Consider the following 17877-nt stretch of genomic DNA (forward strand, 5'->3'; position numbering starts at 1 on the left):
GCGGCCGGCGCCGGGGCTGCTGCGGCGGCGGGCTCGTTGGCCGCCTCCAGCATCACCAGCACCGAGCCTTCGGACACGTTGTCGCCCACCTTGATGCGGACGTCCTTGACCACGCCGGCCTGCGGCGAGGGCACGTCCATGGTGGCCTTGTCCGATTCCAGCGTCACCAGCGCGTCTTCCGCGTTGATGCTGTCGCCGGGTTTCACATGCACTTCGATGACGGGAACGGCGTCATAGTCGCCGATATCCGGCACCTTGATTTCAATCGCTTGACTCATTCAGTGTCTCCTGGGCAGGCCGGCACGCGCGACATCCGCAAGCGGCGAGATTACCTTCGCCGCCCGCTTCTGTCACGCCGCCATGCCGCAAGGCGCCGTCCGGGCTCTGGCCGGGGCGCCCGCGGCACGGCGTTGCCGTACTGCGGGGGTTGGTGCTGGCTGCCGGATCAGACCGACATCGGGTTGGGCTTGTTCGGGTCGAGGTTGTACTTCTTGATGGCCTCGGCAACCTTGTCGCGGCCGATCGCACCCTCGTCGGCCAGCGCCTTGAGCGCGGCCAGCGTGACCCAGTAGCGGTCCACTTCAAAGAAGTGGCGCAGCTTCTCGCGCGTGTCCGAGCGGCCGAAGCCGTCGGTGCCCAGCACCACGTAGCGGCGCGGCACGAACGGACGGATCTGCTCGGCAAACGCACGCACGTAGTCGGTGGAGGCGATCACCGGGCCGCGGGCCGACTTCAGGCTCTTGGCCACGTGCGATTCGCGCGGGGTCTCGGTCGGGTGCAGCAGGTTGAAGCGCTCGACGTCGTGGCCTTCGCGGGCCAGTTCGGTGAAGCTCGGGCAGCCCCACAGGTCCGACTCCACGCCCCAGTCCTTCTTGAGCAGGTCGGCAGCGGCGATCACCTCGCGGAAGATCGTGCCCGAGCCCAGCAGCTGCACGCGCGGCGCGTTGCTGTTCTCGACACCCTTGCGGAACTGGTACATGCCCTTGACGATGTCCTGCTCCACGCCAGCCGGCATTTCCGGATGCTCGTAGTTCTCGTTCATCACCGTCAGGTAGTAGTAGACGTCTTCCTGCTCGGCGTACATGCGGCGCAGGCCGTCCTGCATGACCACCGCCAGTTCGTACTGGAAGGTCGGGTCGTACGAGATGCAGTTCGGGATCGCGGCGTGGAACACGTGCGAGTGGCCGTCTTCATGCTGCAGGCCTTCGCCGTTCAGCGTGGTGCGGCCGGCGGTGCCGCCCAGCAGGAAGCCGCGCGAGCGCATGTCGGCAGCGGCCCAGCACAGGTCGCCGATACGCTGGATGCCGAACATCGAGTAGTAGATGTAGAACGGGATCATCTGCACGCCGTGCGTCGAGTACGACGTGGCGGCCGCGATCCAGTCGCACATGGCGCCGGCTTCGTTGATGCCCTCCTGCAGCACCTGGCCAGTCTGCGATTCCTTGTAGAACATCAGCTGGTCATGGTCTTCCGGCACGTACTTCTGGCCTTCCTGGTTCCAGATGCCGACCTGGCGGAACAGGCCTTCCATGCCGAAGGTGCGCGACTCGTCCGGCACGATGGGCACCACGTGCTTGCCGATCTGCTTGTCTTTCAGCAGCGTGTTCAGGATCCGCACGAAGGCCATGGTGGTGGACACTTCGCGGCCTTCGCCGGTGGCCTTGAGCAGCGCGTCGAACGCGGACAGCTGCGGGACCGGCAGCGCTTCGGCCTTCTGGCGGCGGGCCGGCAGGTAGCCGCCCAGGTTCAGGCGCGCCTGGCGCATGTATTCCAGTTCCTTCGAACCTTCCGGGAAGGTGATGTACGGCACATCTTCCAGCTGGTCGTCGGCAACGGGGAGATTGAACTGGTCGCGGAACTTGCGGATCGCGTCCACCGGCATCTTCTTCTGCTGGTGGGCCACGTTCATGGCCTGGCCGGCGTCGCCCATGCCATAGCCCTTGATGGTCTTGGCCAGGATCAGCGTGGGCTGGCCCTTGTGCTCGCTGGCGGCCTTGTAGGCGGCGTAGATCTTGTGCGGATCGTGGCCGCCGCGGTTCAGGCGCCAGATGTCGTCGTCGGACCAGTCGGCCACCATCGCCTTCAGCTCAGGCGTGTTGAAGAAGTGCTCGCGGACATAGGCGCCGTCCTTGGCCTTCATGGTCTGGTACTCGCCGTCGACGCATTCCATCATGCGCTTCATCAGCAGGCCCTTGGTGTCGCGCGCCAGCAGCGAATCCCACTTGCTGCCCCACACCACCTTGATCACGTTCCAGCCGGCACCGCGGAATTCGGATTCCAGTTCCTGGATGATCTTGCCGTTGCCGCGCACCGGGCCATCCAGGCGCTGGAGGTTGCAGTTGATGACGAAGACCAGGTTGTCGAGCTTCTCGCGGCCGGCCATGCCGATCGCACCCAGCGATTCCGGCTCGTCGGTCTCGCCGTCGCCCAGGAAGGCCCAGACCTTGCGGTCGCCGGCCTTGGCCAGGCCGCGGCTGTCCAGGTACTTCATGAAGCGGGCCTGGTAGATGGCCATGATCGGGCCCAGGCCCATCGACACCGTCGGGAACTGCCAGAAGTCCGGCATCAGCCACGGGTGCGGGTAGGACGAGATGCCCTTGCCGTCCACCTCCTGGCGGAAGTTGTCGAGCTGGTCCTGGGTCAGGCGGCCGAGCAGGAAGGCGCGCGAATATACGCCCGGAGCCGAGTGGCCCTGCACGAACACCAGGTCGCCGCCGCCGGCTTCCGACGGGGCGCGCCAGAAGTGGTTGTAGCCGACGTCATACAGCGTGGCCGCCGAGGCGAACGACGAGATGTGGCCGCCGACGTTGGTGTGCTTGTTGGCGCGCAGCACCATCGCCATGGCGTTCCAGCGGGTGTACGAGCGGATCCGGTGCTCGATGTCCTGGTCGCCGGGGATGCGGGCCTGCTGCTCGACCGGAATCGTGTTGATGTACTGCGTCTCGGCGTGGAACGGCTGGGTCACGCCGTTCACGCGTGCGTATTCGATCTGCTTGTCGATCAGGAAAGCGGCGCGCGCCGGACCTTCGGCGGCCAGGACGCCCTGCAGGGCGTCGAGCCATTCATGGGTTTCCTGGGGATCGGCGTCGTTGGCGCTCGAGGCGCCGAGAATCTGCTCTGGTACGGCGGACATGACTGTCTCCTGGGTGAATTCTTTGCATCCGCGCCCGCGCTGGCAGCGCCCGGACACGACTTTACGTATGACTCGCACCGACTTGCGGATCCGGCACCATGCCGCCTTGCATCGGGGCCGCCGCCGGGAAACCTGTTCCGGTTTCTCCGCGCGGCAGGCGCATGGCTGCCGCCCGCATTCTTGGGTCGAACCGATTCTATGGAAGCCCAAAGTCCAGCACAAGTGAAATTTTCAAATTGCGGTATCGTTTTTTATAATGTGGAATTATGCGGCGGCGCACCAAGAATCACTGCCCGGCTGCCCCGCCATGCGCCATAAGCCTACTCGCCCCGGCCGCAGCAGCAATGTTTTCATTGGCGCTTTCCCCAAGCGACGCACCGCAATAATCTCGGTACACTGGTCGGTCAGCCGTCAATCCCTCCCATGCCGTTTTTCGACCGACTCCTTTCCAGCCTGCGTGCAGCCATGCTTCCTCCCGACGCGTCGGGGTCAGCCAAGGCGGCCGGAGGCGACCCCGCGCACGCCCCTTCGCCGGCTGCCGGACTGGGGCCGATCGAGGCGCTGGGCCCCGACGACGGCGCCCCCGTGGCCGCACCGCGCGGGCTGTGGTGGCTGCGCTGGCGCAACCTGGTGGCCACCAGCTGGTTCATGTTCATCCCGCTGGTTGCCATCGTGCTGTTCACGGTGGCCATGGGCGTGATCCTGTGGTCCCTGCACGAGACCGAGCGCCAGCAGCAGCGCGACGCCCTGTACCGCGACGCCGCCTGGGCGCAGCAGCGCGTGCGCCTGTCCCTGCTGAGCAACCAGGACCAGCTGGCCTCGCTGGCGCGCGACATCGCCGCCGCGCAGCTTGAGCAAGGCGCCTACCGCACCGCGGCGCAGGAAATCCTGCGCGAAAACCCCGAGATCGTTTTCATCAACTGGCTCGATGCCACCAAGCGCGGCCGCTGGTCGTTGCCATCGACCTCGGAATTCGCCAGCCGCCTGCGCGAGAACCAGGACCAGCCGCTCGAACCGGAAGTGCTCGACACCTTCGACGCCGCGCGCGAGACCCAGCGAGTGGTCTATTCGCGCCCACTGGTCAACGAGCGCGGCGACAGCTTCATGCTGATGGAAGTGCCGATCGTGCGCGACAACGAGTTTCTCGGCACGCTTGGCGCGCTGTACTCGATCAACGGCATCCTGACGCACCTGCTGCCGCCCGAGCTGACCGAGCGCTACCGCTTCTCGCTGATCGACAAGAACAACCAGACCCGCGCCAGCACCTCGTTGCGGCCGGTGCCGGGCAACGCGCTGTCGTACGAGGTGCTGCTGGATCCGCCGGGCCACTCCCTGTCGCTGCGCGCCGATGCCTACCCGCCGGCGTCGAACCTGCCCAACAACATGCTGCTGTGGCTGGTGGTGGGGCTGTCGTGCTTCCTGCTGTGGAGCCTGTGGAGCATGTGGCGCCACACCAGCCGCCGCTCCGAGGCGCAGCGCGCGCTGCTGGCCGAGACCTCGTTCCGGCGCGCGATGGAAAACTCGATGCTGATCGGTCTGCGCGCGCTCGACCTGAACGGCCGCATCACCTATGTCAACCCGGCCTTCTGCCGCATGACCGGCTGGCAGGAGAACGACCTGGTCGGGCGCCTGCCGCCCTTCCCCTACTGGCCGCCCAACGACCAGCAGGAGATGCAGAAGCAGATCGACCTGACGCTGCAGGGCAAGTCGCCCGCCGGCGGCTACGAGATGCGCGTGATGCGCCGCGACGGCAGCAGCTTCTACGCGCGCATGTACGTGTCGCCGCTGGTGGACAGCCGCGGCCGCCATACTGGCTGGATGAGCTCGATGACGGACATCACCGAGCCCAAGCGCGCGCGCGAGGAACTGGCCGCGGCGCATGACCGCTTCACCACGGTGCTGGAAAGCCTGGATGCCGCGGTGTCGGTGCTGGCCACCGACAAGGCGGAGCTGCTCTTTGCCAACCGCTATTACCGCCAGCTGTTCGGCTGGGAGGCCGAGGGCCACCTCAAGCTGGCCGGCGACGACCTCGACAAGGACCAGGTCTCCAGCGACAACACCGACTATGTCGACGCCTATGCCGGCCTGCCGGCGTCCGAGCTGATGCCGTACGCATCGGACGCGCGCGAAGTGTTCGTGCCGGACATGCAGAAATGGTTCGAAGTGCGCCGCCGCTATATCCAGTGGGTCGACGGCCACCTGGCGCAGATGCAGATCGCCACCGATATCACGGTGCGCAAGGCCGCCGAGGAAATGGCGCGCCAGCATGAAGAGCGCCTGCAGTTCACCAGCCGCCTGACCACCATGGGCGAGATGGCCTCGTCGCTGGCGCATGAACTGAACCAGCCGCTGGCGGCCATCAACAACTACTGCATGGGCGCGGTGGCGCGGCTGCACTCGGGCCGCAGCACGCCGGAGGACCTGATCCCGGTGCTGGAGAAGACCTCGGCCCAGGCGGTGCGCGCCGGCACCATCATCAGCCGCATCCGCGGCTTCGTGAAGCGCAGCCAGCCGCAGCGGCGCGAGGCCGCGCTGCACGACATCGTCGCCGACGCGGTAGGCCTGGCCGACCTGGAGGCCACGCGCCGCCGCGTCACCATCCTGACCCGCCTGCCGACCCCGCCGCTGACGGTCTATGTCGACCCGGTGCTGATCGAGCAGGTGCTGGTGAACCTGCTCAAGAACGCGGTCGAGGCCATGGCCGGCCTGCCCGCCCTGCACGCCGGCGGCGTGGTGCGCCTGCACGCGCGGGTGGAGCCGGGCGAGATTGGCGACAGCGTCCATATCGACGTGATCGACCAGGGCCCGGGCGTGGACGAAGCCACCAAGGAGCGCCTGTTCGAGCCCTTCTTCAGCACCAAGTCCGACGGCATGGGCATGGGGCTGAACATCTGCCGCTCGATCATCGAGTCGCACCAGGGCCGCCTGTGGGTGGAGAACAATGCCGACGGCATCGGCTGTACATTTAAAATCATGCTGCCGCTGCAATCGGCGCTGGCCGAGCATTAAGCCGAAGCACAGGCCCTGTTGCCGAGGCCTTCGCGCCCGGGTATGCCCAAGGATTCCACAAAAAGCCGGCCCGCCCCGTTTCCCCCACGGATGTGGGGGGCCTGTCTCGCCACAGAGGGCCGCTGCCGGTTACACTTCGCAGCAATGAATTGTTGTCCCGAGGAGACTACATGACCGCAACGCCAAACCCCACGCCCCACCGCGGCGAGACCGTGTTCATCGTCGACGACGATGAAGCCATGCGCGACTCGCTGACCTGGCTGCTGGAGGGCAATGGCTACCAGGTGCGCAGCTTCACCAGCGCCGAGCAGTTCCTCGCCGCCTACGATGCCAGCCAGGTGTCGTGCCTGATCCTTGACGTGCGCATGCCCGGCATGAGCGGCCCGGAACTGCAGGAGCGCATGCTGGCCGAGCAGATCGACATTCCCATCGTCTTTATCACCGGCCACGGCGACGTGCCGATGGCGGTATCGACGATGAAGCGCGGCGCCATCGACTTCATCGAAAAGCCCTTCGATGAGTCCGAGCTGCGCGCACTGGTCGAGCGCATGCTGACCAAGGCCCGCACCGACCATTCCGCCGCACGCGAGCAGCGCGCCGCCAAGGACCTGCTGGGCAAGCTGACCACGCGCGAGCAGCAGGTGCTCGAGCGCATCGTTGCCGGCCGCCTGAACAAGCAGATCGCCGACGACCTGGGCATTTCCATCAAGACCGTGGAGGCGCACCGCGCCAACATCATGGAAAAGCTCAACGTCAACACCGTCGCCGACCTGCTGCGCCTGGCGCTGTCACGCAACAGCTGAGCGGCTGGCGCCTGCCTCTGCCTGACCCGGTGCGGCCCGCGGCCGCATCGGCTGCCCTCTCCGCGCGCCGTCCGGCGCCGCCCCTGCCCCCCTCAGTCCCGTCAGCGGTCCAGGTATTCCTCGTCCCGGAACGTGACCACCCATTGTGGCCGATAGACCACAAAAATCGCCACCAGCATGCCGGTCAGGAAGGCCTCGCCAAAGGCCAGGATGACGGCTGCCGTCAGGGTATCGGCAATGCTCCATGGCAGGCCCGGCGCCGTCAGGTGGCGCCAGCCGGCCTCGGCCGCGCTGGCGCCCAGCGCGGCCAGCCCGGCCGTGAAATAGCCGTGCCCGAGGATAAAGACGAACGGATGGCGCGGCAGCAGGCGCCGCATCATCGCCTGCAACGCTGCGGAGATCAGCGCCGGCAGCAGCGCCAGCCAGACGTAGCGCACCCACAGCGAGGGCCAGTCGAACTGGGCCCAGCCATGCCCGGCCAGGTATTCGAGCCCGAACAGCGACACCACGTCCACCACGAACAGCGACAGCAGCGCCAGCGGCAGCCCGAACAGCGTCACCATCAGCGTGGCGCCGAGCAACTGGATCACCAGCCCGCCGACCAGGGTGGCGCGCAACGTCCACAGCAGCGCCACCAGCACCATCGCACCCAGCCAGGCGTTCTGCAGCGCATTGCGCCGCAACAGCTGCCAGGGCCGGCGCGTCAGCGCCCACAGCAGTGCCGCCAGGGACAGCAACAGCAGCAAGGGATGGGACAGCAGGGATGGAAGCGCGGTGTGCATTCGGCCGATGCTACCAGCGCTGCCCCCGCCCGGCCTTGCACCCGCTCAAGCTCCGTGCGGCAAGCCCCACGCAACCTTTATAATTCCGCCTTTAGCCCAACCCGCGCTCCGGCGCGCGGCGGCACCTCCACCTCCCGGCCACAAACCCGCCCTGCCTCCATGCCTGCCCAACTGATCGACGGCAATGCCCTTGCCAAACAAATCCGCTCCGAAGCCGCCCTGCGCGCCGCCCGCCTGACCGAGCGTGGCCACCGGCCCGGCCTGGCCGTGATCCTGGTCGGCGAGGACCCGGCCAGCCAGGTCTACGTCCGCAACAAGGTCAAGGCCTGCCAGGACAACGGCTTTCATTCCTCGCTCGACCGCTACCCGGCCGACCTGTCGGAGGCGGAACTGCTGGCCCGCATCGAGGCCCTGAACCAGGACCCCAACATCCACGGCATCCTGGTGCAGCTGCCCCTGCCCAAGCATATCGACAGCCACAAGGTGCTTGAAGCCATCGCCCCGGAAAAGGATGTCGACGGCTTCCATGTGGCCAATGCCGGCGCGCTGATGACCGGCGCCCCGCTGTTCCGCCCGTGCACGCCCTACGGCTGCATGAAGATGCTGGAATCGGTCCAGTTCCCGCTGCGCGGCGCCCGCGCCGTGGTGGTGGGCGCCTCCAATATCGTCGGCAAGCCGATGGCGATGCTGCTGCTGCAGGCCGGCGCCACCGTCACCATCTGCAACAGCAAGACGCGCGACATCGGCGCCCACACCCGCGACGCGGATGTGGTGGTGGCCGCGGTCGGCAAACGCAACCTGATCACCGCCGACATGGTCAAACCGGGCGCGGTGGTGATCGACGTGGGCATGAACCGCGACGACAACGGCAAGCTGTGCGGCGACGTCGACTTTGCCGGCGTGCGTGAAGTCGCCGGCTACATCACGCCGGTGCCGGGCGGCGTCGGCCCGATGACCATCACCATGCTGCTGGTCAATACGCTGGAAGCCGCCGAGCGCGCCGCCGGCTGAGGCCGCGCGTACGATACGCCACCCGGGGCCCTGGAAAATCCGGCGCCCCGGCCCCATCTGCGGGATTATCGCCCGATCGAGGCCAGCCAACCGAGAACACGCCATGGACCAAGCCGCCAACGCTACCAATCCTCTGCTGGACTTTTCCGACCTGCCCCGCTTTGCCGAGATCCGGCCCGAGCACATCAGCCCGGCGCTGGACGTGCTGCTGGAACGCGCGCAGCAGGCTGTCGCCCGCGCCGAAGATCCCGCCACGCCCGCCGACTGGGGCAACGCCGTGCAGGCGCTGGAAGCGGCCACCGAGCCGCTGGGCCGCGCCTGGGGCGTGGTCAGCCACCTGAGCGCCGTGGCCGATACGCCCGAACTGCGCAAGGCTCACGCCGAGAACCTGCCGCGCATGACCGAGTTCTGGTCCTCGCTCGGCCAGAGCCTGGCGCTGTATGACAAGTACAAGGCGCTGGCTGCCAGCCCGGAGTTCGCCGGCATGAGCGCGGCCCGCCACCAGCTGATCGAAAACGAACTGCGCGGCTTCCGCCTGGGCGGTGCCGAACTGCCTGAAGACAAGAAGCCGCGCTTCGCCGAGATCCAGGAACAGCAGGCCCAGCTGTCCAAGGCCTTTTCCGACCACGTGCTGGATGCCACCAACGCCTACGCGCTGCATGTCGAGGACGAGGCCCGCCTGTCCGGCCTGCCCGATGACGCCAGGGAAGCCGCCCGCCATGCCGCAGAGAAGGATGGCAAGGCCGGCTGGAAATTCACGCTGCACTTCCCGTCCTACTTCCCGGTGCTGCAGTACGCGGACGACCGCGCGCTGCGCCAGACCCTGTATGAAGCCAATGTAACGCGCGCCTCGGAACTGGGCCCGCAGCATGGTCAGGGCCAGGCCGACTGGGACAACACCGCCAATATGCGCGAGCAGCTGGCCCTGCGCCGCGAAGAGGCGCAGATGCTGGGCTACCAGTGCTACGGCGAAGTCTCGCTGGTGCCGAAGATGGCCGAATCGCCGGCCGAGGTGCTGAAGTTCCTCGACGAGCTCGCCGTCAAGGCGCGCCCCTACGCCGAGAAGGACTGGGCCGAAATGAAGGCCTTTGCCGCCGCAGAGCTGGGGCTGCCTGAGCTGGCGCCATGGGATGTCGCCTATGCCTCGGAGAAGCTGCGCCAGCAGCGCTATGCGTTCTCCGAGCAAGAGGTCAAGCAGTACTTCCCGGAAGCGAAGGTGCTCGAGGGCCTGTTCGGCGTGGTGCAGAAGCTGTTCTCGGTGCGCATCGAGCCCGAGCAGGCGCAGACCTGGCACAAGGACGCGCGCTTCTTCCGCGTCACCACCGCCGACGGCACACTGCTGGCCCAGTTCTACATCGACCTGTACGCGCGCGAAGGCAAGCGCGGCGGCGCCTGGATGGACGACGCGCGCGGCCGCAAGGTGCTGGAGCAAGGCGGCGTGCAGACGCCGGTGGCCTACCTGACCTGCAACTTCTCCGCGCCGGTGGGCGACAAGCCCGCGCTGTTCACGCACGATGAAGTGATCACCCTGTTCCATGAGTTCGGCCACGGCCTGCACCACATGCTGACGCAGGTGGGCGAGCTCGGCGTGTCGGGCATCAACGGCGTGGAATGGGATGCGGTGGAGCTGCCGTCGCAGTTCATGGAGAACTTCTGCTGGGAGTACGAGGTGCTGACCGGCATGACGCAGCACATCGACACCGGCGAGCCGCTGCCACGCGCGCTGTTCGACCGCATGCTGGCCGCCAAGAACTTCCAGAACGGCATGATGACGCTGCGCCAGATCGTGTTCTCGTCGTTCGACATGCACCTGCACACCGACTTCGATCCGGCCGGCGCCACCTCGGTGCTGGACCTGTCGCGCCAGATCAACGACCGCGTGCACGTGGTGCCGCAGCATCCGCTGTCGCGCTGGCCGAACACCTTCAGCCATATCTTCGCCGGCGGCTATGCGGCGGGCTACTACAGCTACAAGTGGGCCGAGGTGCTGTCGGCCGACGTGTACGCGGCGTTCGAGGAAGCCGCTCAGCTGTCGGGCAGCGTGCTCGACAGCGAGACCGGCGCGCGCTACCAGCGCGAGATCCTGTCGGTGGGCGGCAGCCGTCCGGCGATGGACTCGTTTGTCGCGTTCCGCGGCCGCGCGCCGCAGATCGACGCGCTGCTGCGCCACGGCGGGATGGCAGCATGAGCGCGGCCGCCCTGCCCGCCAGCGGCCCGCTTCGCATTGCCAGCTGGAACGTCAACTCGCTCAAGGTGCGCCTGCCGCAGGTGCTGCAATGGCTGGCCGAGCAGGACCAGGCCGGCGCGCCGATCGACGCGCTGTGCCTGCAGGAACTGAAGCTGCCGGACGACAAGTACCCGCTGGCCGAACTGGAGAACGCGGGCTTCCACAGCATCTACACCGGGCAGAAGACGTACAACGGCGTGGCCATCCTCGCACGCGACGCCAGCATGCCCGGCCCCGCCGACGTGGTGCGCAACATCCCCGGCTTCGAGGACGCGCAGCAGCGCGTGATCGCTGCCACTTATGGCGACCTGCGGCTGGTCTGCGCCTACTTCCCCAACGGGCAGGCGCCGGACTCGGACAAGTTCGTCTACAAGCTCAAGTGGCTGGACGCGATGACGGCGTGGCTGCGCGAAGAAATGAAGCGCTACCCGAAGCTGGCGCTGCTGGGCGACTTCAATATCGCGCCGGAAGACCGCGACGTGCACGACCCCAAGAAATGGGAAGGCCAGAACCTGGTCTCGCCGCAGGAGCGCGCCGCCTTTGCCGCACTGGTTGAGCTCGGCCTGGCGGATGCGTTCCGCCAGTTCGAGCAGCCGGAGAAGGCCTTCTCGTGGTGGGACTACCGCATGATGGCGTTCCGCCGCAATGCGGGCCTGCGCATCGACCACATCCTGCTGTCGCCGGCATTGACCAGCGGCTGCAGCGCCTGCGTGATCGACCGCGTGCCGCGCACGTGGGAGCAGCCGTCGGACCACACGCCGGTGGTCGCCACGCTCAGTTGTAACTGAACGCGCCGCTGGCGCCGCGCGCGGGTTCAGGCAAGTCCGCACAAGCCCCGCTCGCCGCGCGGCGCCGCGCCCGCTACACTGCGGGCATGAGCCACACCCGCCAGGCCATGTTCCGCCACCGCAACCTTCCTCACCTGCTGCTGCAAGCGCGCGAGACATTGCTGGCCGGCTTTCGCCCGATCCTGCGGCAGTTCGGCATCACCGAGCAGCAATGGCGCGTGATGCGCACGCTCAACGAGCGCGAGCCGATGGAGCCGAACCAGCTGGCCGATGCCTGCCTGATCCTGAGCCCCAGCCTGACCCGCATGCTGTGCGGCATGGAAGACGCCGGGCTGGTCGAACGGACCCGCTCTGCCACCGACCAGCGCCGCCAGCTGGTCAGCCTGACGCCGTCGGCGCGCGCCATCATCGTGCAAATGGAGCCGCTGGTCGATGCGCGCTACCAGGAGCTGGCGCAGCGGCTCGGCCCGGAGCGCCTGACCGAGGTCTACCGCGCGCTCGACGCCATGCTGGCCGGCCTGGCGCCGCAGCCGAACCTGCCCGAATCCACCCCGCCCGAATCCGTTGCCTCGCCACCGCCTGGGCGCGGCGGCGAGGCCGGCTGAGCCTGCCCCTTCATTACCGATGCCCGCGTCCCATCCCGGATCACTTCTGCCGCGCCTGTTCCCATGGAGCCAGCGCGTCGACAAAAACACGCTGCGCGCCGACCTGGTGGCCGGCCTGCTCGGCGCCGTGCTGGTGCTGCCGCAGGGCGTGGCCTTCGCCACGCTGGCGGGCCTGCCGCCGCAATATGGCATCTACAGCGCGGTGGTGCCGTGCATCGTGGCGGCGCTGTTCGGTTCGAGCTGGCACGTGATGTCGGGGCCGACCAACGCCAATTCGCTGGCATTGTTCGCGATGCTGAGCCCGCTTGCGTTTGCCGGCAGCCCGGCCTATATCGGGCTGGCGCTGGCGGTCACCATCGTGGTGGGCGTGATGCAGCTCGCCGTGGGCACGTTGCGGCTGGGCACGCTGGCCAACTTTATTTCGCCGTCGGTGCTGCTCGGTTTCACCTGCGGCGCCGCGACGCTGATCGGCCTGTATGCGCTCAAGGACCTGTTCGGGCTGGCGGTGCCAACCGGCACCAGTGCATTCGGCGTGCTGCGCCACCTGTTCGAGAACATCGACGCCATCAACTGGGGCGCGGCCGCCGTAGGCGCGGTCACGCTGGTGGTGACGCTGCTGTGCAAGCGGCTGTGGCGGCGGCTGCCGTTCATGCTGCTGGGGCTGCTGGCCGGCTACGGCGTGGCGCTGCTGCTGAACCAGTCCGGCGCGGGCGGCGCCCACCATGTCAACGTGGTCGGGCCGATCCCGTCGGCGCTGCCGCGCTTCCACCTTCCCGATGTGGACTGGCGCAAGCTGCCAGACCTGCTGGGCATCGCCTCGGCGCTGACCATCGTCGCGCTGGGCCAGTCGATCTCGATCGCCAAGGCGGTGGCGCTGCGCTCGGGCCAGCATATCGACGCCAACCGCGAGTTCATCGGCCAGGGCCTGTCCAATATCGCGGGCGGCTTCTTCTCGGGCTATATCTCGTGCGGCTCGCTCAACCGCTCGGTACCCAATTTCGAAGCCGGCGCGCGCACGCCACTGGCCAGCGTGTTCTCGGCGCTGTGGCTGGTGGCGCTGGTGGCCGTCAGCGCCCCGCTGCTGGCACAGATCCCGATGGCGGCGATCGCCGCGATGTTGCTGCTGGTGGCGTGGGGCCTGCTCGACACCGCGCGGCTGCGCCGCATCTTCACGCTCAGCCGCACGGAATTTGCCATCGCCATCGGCACCTTCGCCGCCACGCTGGTGATCCGGCTGGAGATGGCGGTGCTGCTCGGCACCGTGCTGTCGCTGGTGGCCTACCTGTACCGCACCTCGCGGCCGGCCGTGCGCAGCCTGGTGCCCGATGCCGACGATCCCGGCCGGCGCTTCACGCCGCTGGACGAGCTGCGCCGCCCGCAGCCGGAATGCCCGCAACTGAAGCTGCTGCGCATGGAAGGCGCGATCTACTTCGGCGCGGTGCAGTACGTGACGGATCGCCTGCACTGGCTGCGCACGGTCAACGCCGGCCAGACGCACCTGCTGGCGATGACCAAGAGCATGAACTTCATCGACCTGGCCGGTGCCGAGATGTGGGAAAACGAGCTCGCCGAACGGCGCGCGCTGGGCGGCGATCTGTACTTCCACCGCCCGCGCACGCAGGTCTTGCAGACCTGGGCGCAGACCGGCTTTACCGACAAGCTCGGAGCCGACCATATCTTCCCGACGAAGCGGCAGGCGCTGCACACGATCGTCGGCCAGCTCTCGCCGGAAATCTGCGCGCAATGCACGGTGCGGATCTTTGAAGAATGCGCATCACGACCAGGCGCCGCGACCCCGGCAGCACAATGAACTGAAGCGCCGGCGCGTCGGCATGAGCGGCGGCCGCGCACCAGCGTTCAGCAACAGTACGGCTGCAGGAAAAACCTGGAAACTGAAACGGGAAAAGCGGGGATCTGCCTGTGCCGGCGTTGCCGGCTTGGCACGCAAGGCCGGACGGCCCTACGTCTGGGAACCTGATAACAGATAGGCGCCCGCGGCATGCCGGAGCCTGGCCGGGGCATCCATCCGCATCAGATCGGCGCCACGTGGGCGCGCTTGACGACGATTGGCTGGGGCGCGCCCTGCTCGATCAGCACCACGGCGGCGCGTTCGATGGTTTCGCGGCCGGCACGGAATGCCTCTTCCAGCGACAGGACCTGGTCGGCACTGAAGCCTTCCCACAGTGCTTCGCGTGTCACCACGCAAGTCACCTTCTCGCCATTGACAAGTGCCTGGAACAACAAGCCTTCATTATTGATGTCGTAGCGCTCTTGCTCTTGGAATTTGATTTCCATCGGTGCAGCCCTCCATATGCAAGTGGAGAAACATCCTAACATGGCTCCGGCAAAATCGTATGGATAGAGCCCATGCGAATGCGCTCATTGCGAAGACCATCACGGCCGCCTTCGAGTTCCATCCGCGCGTATGTGTGGCTCCCGGTCACAATGACGGGGTTGTTCCGGCAAGTGCGTCAAACATTTGACAGCGCCGAAAATCATGCTAGAATCTCGGTCTTCGTTGGGGCGTTAGCTCAGTTGGTAGAGCAGCGGACTCTTAATCCGTAGGTCGAGTGTTCGAGTCACTCACGCCCCACCACCGAATACAGAAAGGCCGGAAGCAGCAATGCTTCCGGCCTTTTGCTTTGTGCGCTTGCCTGATTGGCTAATCCGCCGCGGCGCAGGCACGTGCCCACGCCACAGCGGCCCCGTGCATCAGGCGCCCTGGCTGGCGCGCTCGAACAGCGTGCGCGCCAGCGCGCGATGGCGCAGCAGCACGTTGGGCAGGTCGGCCGTCAGCAGTGCACCGTCGCGCACCACTTCCCTGCCGTTGATCACGCTCGCCGCGACATTGGCCGGCGTGCAGAACACCAGCGCCGCCACCGGGTCATGGCCGGCGCCGGCAAAGCCGACCTGCGACATGTCGAAGGCGACAAAATCCGCCGACATGCCCGGCGCCAGCGCACCGATATCGTCGCGGTTGAGCACGCGCGCGCCACCCAGCGTGGCAATCTCCAGCGCCTCGCGCGCGCTCATGGCGGCCGGCCCGTAGCCAACGCGCTGCAGCAGCATGGCCTGGCGCGCCTCGCCCAGCATATGCGCGCCGTCGTTCGACGCGCTGCCGTCCACGCCCAGGCCCACCGGCACGCCGGCATCGCGCATGGCGCGCACCGGTGCAATGCCGGATGCCAGCCGCATGTTCGAGCACGGGCAATGCGCCACGCCGGTCCCGGTGCGGGCAAACAGTGCGATGCCCTCGTCGTCCAGCTTGACGCAGTGCGCATGCCACACATCGTGTCCGACCCAGCCCAGGTCCTCGGCATACTGGGCCGGCGTCAGGCCGAATTTCTCACGCGAGTAGGCAATGTCGTTGTCGTTCTCGGCCAGGTGCGTGTGCAGCGACACGCCATAGTGCCGCGCCATATTGGCCGACTCGCGCATCAGGTCGCGTGACACCGAAAACGGCGAGCACGGCGCCAGCACCACGCGCAGCATCGCGTGGCGCGCACTGTCGTGGTACTGCTCCACCAGCCGCTGGCTGTCGCGCAGGATGGCGGCCTCCTCTTCCACCACCACGTCCGGCGGCAGGCCGCCCTTGCTGCGGCCCACGCTCATCGAGCCGCGCGCGGCGTGGAAGCGCATGCCCATCTCCTGCGCCGCGGCAATCGAGTCATCCAGGCGCGAGCCGTTCGGGAACAAATAGAGGTGGTCGCTGGTGGTGGTGCAGCCCGACAGCATCAGCTCGGCCATCGCGGTCTTGGTCGACACCGCGATCATTTCCGGCGTCAGGTGCGACCACAGCATGTACAGGTTGGTCAGCCACGAGAACAGCTCGGCGTCCTGCGCGGCTGGCACCGCGCGCGTCAGGCTCTGGTACATGTGGTGGTGGGTGTTGACCAGACCGGGCGTGACCACGCGACCGCGCATGTCGAGCACCTGCGCGCTGCCGTCGTCGACCATGCGCCGGTACTGCGGCGGCAGTTCCGAGGTCGGACCGACCCACTGCACGGCGGGGCCTTCGGCAACCAGGGCGCCATCGCGGATCTCGCGGCGCCGCGCATCCATGGTGACCAGCACGTCGGCGCTCAGGGCAATCAGGGTCATGGCGGAATTCCTTCTGCAAAACGAATTGGGGGACTGGATGGCAGCCAGTCTACGGCGGCGAAGTGCAATCCCCCAAGCGCAGAATTCCGATCATCCTGTCCACAAAAAGTGGACACCTGCGACACCCTGTTGCTCAGCGCGCCTGCGCGAACAAGACCGCCAGCGCATCGCCGATGCGCTCGGCCATCAGCTCGGCAGCGGCGCTGAGCGGGCCGCGAGCGCGCGCCACCAGCGTCAGCGTCTGGCCCTGCAGGTGGCGGTCGCGCAGTGGCACGTAGACCAGCGCCTGGCGGGCGCGCTCTTCCATCACATCGAGCGGGTTCAGCAGCGCGATGCCGGTGCCCAGCATCACCAGTTGCCGGATCAGCGCGGTCGAGGTGGACTCCGCCACCGGCGAGACCTCGATCGCATTGCGGGCAAAGGCCGCATCCAGGATGGCGCGGATCGACAGCGAGGGCGCCGGCAGGATCAGCGGATAGCCGACGCATTCGCTCAGCAGCGCCGATTGCCGGGCCGCCAGCACATGGCCCGGCGGCACCACCGCGCCGATCTGCCAGTCGCTGGTGGCCAGCGCGCGGAAGGCGGGCAGCTCAGGCAGGTCATAGCCAAGGCCCAGGTCGGCGTCGCCCTGCCCCACCGCCGTGGTGATATCGGCCACCGGCAGGTCGGCGACGCGCACCACGATGCCCGGGTAGCGCTGGCGGAAGTCATGCACCAGCGACGGCATCAGCGAGCCCGCCAGGCCGGCCGTGACCGCCACGGTGACCTCGCCGCGGCGCGCGCCCTTGAAGTCCTCGATGCGCTCGCGCAGCGCGTCGTGCTCGCGCAGCGTCTGGCGCACGTGGGCCAGCACCATCTCGCCCAGCGGCGTCAGCCGCAGCCGCTTGCTGATGCGCTCGAACAGCGGCGCGCCCAGTTCCGCCTCCAGGTCCAGGATCTGGCGGTTGACCGCGGTCGGCGCCACATGCAGGTGCTCGGCCGCCTTGCGGATCGAACCGCGGCGGACGACCTCGTCGAGATAGCGCAGGACTCTGGCGTGCATGGACTGGGCAAGCAGTTGGATAGTAACCACCGCGCGGGACGCGCGCGGTGGCTGGCATTGTAGCGGCCAGTGCAGCCTGGCTCGCAAAAATTGCGCGAAGGCTATTGCGTCTTATCAGATACCTTGCTAAAATCTTTTTCTTCGTTGGGGCGTTAGCTCAGTTGGTAGAGCAGCGGACTCTTAATCCGTAGGTCGAGTGTTCGAGTCACTCACGCCCCACCAGCGAATTCAGGAAAAGCCGGAAGCCTTGCTTCCGGCTTTTTTCATTTCCGCCGCGCTGCTTTGCGCGCGCGGTCGGCATGGCTGCCGGTTTCTTGATACGCGGGTTCTCACCAATTCCCCTGCGCCCGCTTTCCCGGTTGAATCGCATCCGCGC

13 protein-coding genes and 2 tRNA genes are annotated in these 17877 nt (G+C 67.3%); 9 read left to right on the forward strand and 6 right to left on the reverse strand.

Annotated features, from left to right (window positions below; translation table 11 throughout):
* A partial coding sequence (locus C265_RS12970) for an acetyl-CoA carboxylase biotin carboxyl carrier protein subunit (protein WP_010813071.1) occupies positions 1 to 278 on the reverse strand: 278 nt, incomplete at its 3' end.
* Positions 279 to 445: 167 nt separating this feature from the next.
* On the reverse strand, positions 446 to 3133 hold the full coding sequence (gene aceE, locus C265_RS12975; protein WP_010813072.1) for a pyruvate dehydrogenase (acetyl-transferring), homodimeric type: 2688 nt from the start codon (positions 3131 to 3133) through the stop codon (positions 446 to 448).
* Between the two features lie 423 nt (positions 3134 to 3556).
* On the opposite strand from aceE, the gene C265_RS12980 reads away from it, so the two are divergent.
* Both C265_RS12980 and C265_RS12985 read left to right on the forward strand, forming a co-directional pair.
* Positions 3557 to 6142: a PAS domain S-box protein gene (locus C265_RS12980; protein ID WP_037024292.1), complete on the forward strand. Its 2586-nt coding sequence runs from the start codon at positions 3557 to 3559 to the stop codon at positions 6140 to 6142.
* Between the two features lie 170 nt (positions 6143 to 6312).
* Complete coding sequence (locus C265_RS12985; RefSeq protein ID WP_010813074.1) at positions 6313 to 6945, forward strand: response regulator transcription factor; 633 nt, start codon at positions 6313 to 6315, stop codon at positions 6943 to 6945.
* A 101-nt stretch (positions 6946 to 7046) separates the two neighbouring features.
* On the opposite strand, the gene C265_RS12990 is transcribed toward C265_RS12985, so the two are convergent.
* Positions 7047 to 7727 carry a hypothetical protein gene (locus C265_RS12990; RefSeq protein WP_010813075.1) on the reverse strand — a complete coding sequence of 227 codons (681 nt, stop codon included), beginning with the start codon at positions 7725 to 7727 and terminating at the stop codon, positions 7047 to 7049.
* 159 nt (positions 7728 to 7886) lie between these two features.
* Here C265_RS12990 and folD point away from each other — a divergent pair, with 159 nt between their 5' ends.
* From folD to C265_RS13015, 5 genes are all read left to right on the forward strand, one after another.
* Positions 7887 to 8738 (forward strand): bifunctional methylenetetrahydrofolate dehydrogenase/methenyltetrahydrofolate cyclohydrolase FolD, encoded by an 852-nt coding sequence (gene folD / locus C265_RS12995; protein WP_010813076.1) that lies wholly within the window; start codon positions 7887 to 7889, stop codon positions 8736 to 8738.
* Positions 8739 to 8841: 103 nt separating this feature from the next.
* Positions 8842 to 10926 carry a M3 family metallopeptidase gene (locus C265_RS13000; RefSeq protein WP_010813077.1) on the forward strand — a complete coding sequence of 695 codons (2085 nt, stop codon included), beginning with the start codon at positions 8842 to 8844 and terminating at the stop codon, positions 10924 to 10926.
* Positions 10923 to 11753: an exodeoxyribonuclease III gene (gene xth / locus C265_RS13005; protein ID WP_010813078.1), complete on the forward strand. Its 831-nt coding sequence runs from the start codon at positions 10923 to 10925 to the stop codon at positions 11751 to 11753. Before C265_RS13000 ends, xth begins: the two co-directional genes overlap by 4 nt.
* Positions 11754 to 11839: 86 nt before the next feature.
* Positions 11840 to 12358, forward strand: a complete 519-nt coding sequence (hpaR, locus tag C265_RS13010) for a homoprotocatechuate degradation operon regulator HpaR (protein ID WP_010813079.1) — start codon at positions 11840 to 11842, stop codon at positions 12356 to 12358.
* A gap of 19 nt (positions 12359 to 12377) precedes the next feature.
* On the forward strand, positions 12378 to 14168 hold the full coding sequence (locus C265_RS13015; RefSeq protein ID WP_010813080.1) for a SulP family inorganic anion transporter: 1791 nt from the start codon (positions 12378 to 12380) through the stop codon (positions 14166 to 14168).
* 221 nt (positions 14169 to 14389) lie between these two features.
* Here the strand turns inward: C265_RS13015 and C265_RS13020 are convergent, their stop codons facing one another.
* Positions 14390 to 14653 carry a DUF1488 domain-containing protein gene (locus tag C265_RS13020; RefSeq protein ID WP_010813081.1) on the reverse strand — a complete coding sequence of 88 codons (264 nt, stop codon included), beginning with the start codon at positions 14651 to 14653 and terminating at the stop codon, positions 14390 to 14392.
* A 225-nt stretch (positions 14654 to 14878) separates the two neighbouring features.
* Here C265_RS13020 and C265_RS13025 point away from each other — a divergent pair.
* A tRNA-Lys gene (locus C265_RS13025) sits at positions 14879 to 14954 on the forward strand.
* Between the two features lie 116 nt (positions 14955 to 15070).
* Here C265_RS13025 and C265_RS13030 read toward each other — a convergent pair.
* Positions 15071 to 16459, reverse strand: a complete 1389-nt coding sequence (locus tag C265_RS13030; protein WP_010813082.1) for an 8-oxoguanine deaminase — start codon at positions 16457 to 16459, stop codon at positions 15071 to 15073.
* Between the two features lie 133 nt (positions 16460 to 16592).
* A complete protein-coding gene (locus tag C265_RS13035) occupies positions 16593 to 17501 on the reverse strand; it encodes a LysR family transcriptional regulator (RefSeq protein ID WP_010813083.1) in 909 nt (302 codons plus the stop codon).
* A 146-nt stretch (positions 17502 to 17647) separates the two neighbouring features.
* Between C265_RS13035 and C265_RS13040 the strand changes: the two genes are divergently transcribed.
* Positions 17648 to 17723 (forward strand) — tRNA-Lys (locus C265_RS13040).
* Positions 17724 to 17877: the final 154 nt, after the last annotated feature.

Source organism: Cupriavidus sp. GA3-3, assembly GCF_000389805.1.
Lineage (GTDB): Bacteria > Pseudomonadota > Gammaproteobacteria > Burkholderiales > Burkholderiaceae > Cupriavidus > Cupriavidus necator_D.

Excerpts from the sequence above, each read along its gene's own strand:
- hpaR (WP_010813079.1), top strand. The coding sequence starts at position 11,840 with ATGAGCCACACCCGCCAGGCCATGTTCCGCCACCGCAACCTTCCTCAC.
- xth (WP_010813078.1), top strand. The coding sequence starts at position 10,923 with ATGAGCGCGGCCGCCCTGCCCGCCAGCGGCCCGCTTCGCATTGCCAGC.
- C265_RS13035 (WP_010813083.1), bottom strand. The coding sequence starts at position 17,501 with ATGCACGCCAGAGTCCTGCGCTATCTCGACGAGGTCGTCCGCCGCGGT.
- folD (WP_010813076.1), top strand. The coding sequence starts at position 7,887 with ATGCCTGCCCAACTGATCGACGGCAATGCCCTTGCCAAACAAATCCGC.
- C265_RS13030 (WP_010813082.1), bottom strand. The coding sequence starts at position 16,459 with ATGACCCTGATTGCCCTGAGCGCCGACGTGCTGGTCACCATGGATGCG.
- aceE (WP_010813072.1), bottom strand. The coding sequence starts at position 3,133 with ATGTCCGCCGTACCAGAGCAGATTCTCGGCGCCTCGAGCGCCAACGAC.
- C265_RS12985 (WP_010813074.1), top strand. The coding sequence starts at position 6,313 with ATGACCGCAACGCCAAACCCCACGCCCCACCGCGGCGAGACCGTGTTC.
- C265_RS12980 (WP_037024292.1), top strand. The coding sequence starts at position 3,557 with ATGCCGTTTTTCGACCGACTCCTTTCCAGCCTGCGTGCAGCCATGCTT.
- C265_RS13015 (WP_010813080.1), top strand. The coding sequence starts at position 12,378 with ATGCCCGCGTCCCATCCCGGATCACTTCTGCCGCGCCTGTTCCCATGG.
- C265_RS12990 (WP_010813075.1), bottom strand. The coding sequence starts at position 7,727 with ATGCACACCGCGCTTCCATCCCTGCTGTCCCATCCCTTGCTGCTGTTG.
- C265_RS13000 (WP_010813077.1), top strand. The coding sequence starts at position 8,842 with ATGGACCAAGCCGCCAACGCTACCAATCCTCTGCTGGACTTTTCCGAC.
- C265_RS13020 (WP_010813081.1), bottom strand. The coding sequence starts at position 14,653 with ATGGAAATCAAATTCCAAGAGCAAGAGCGCTACGACATCAATAATGAA.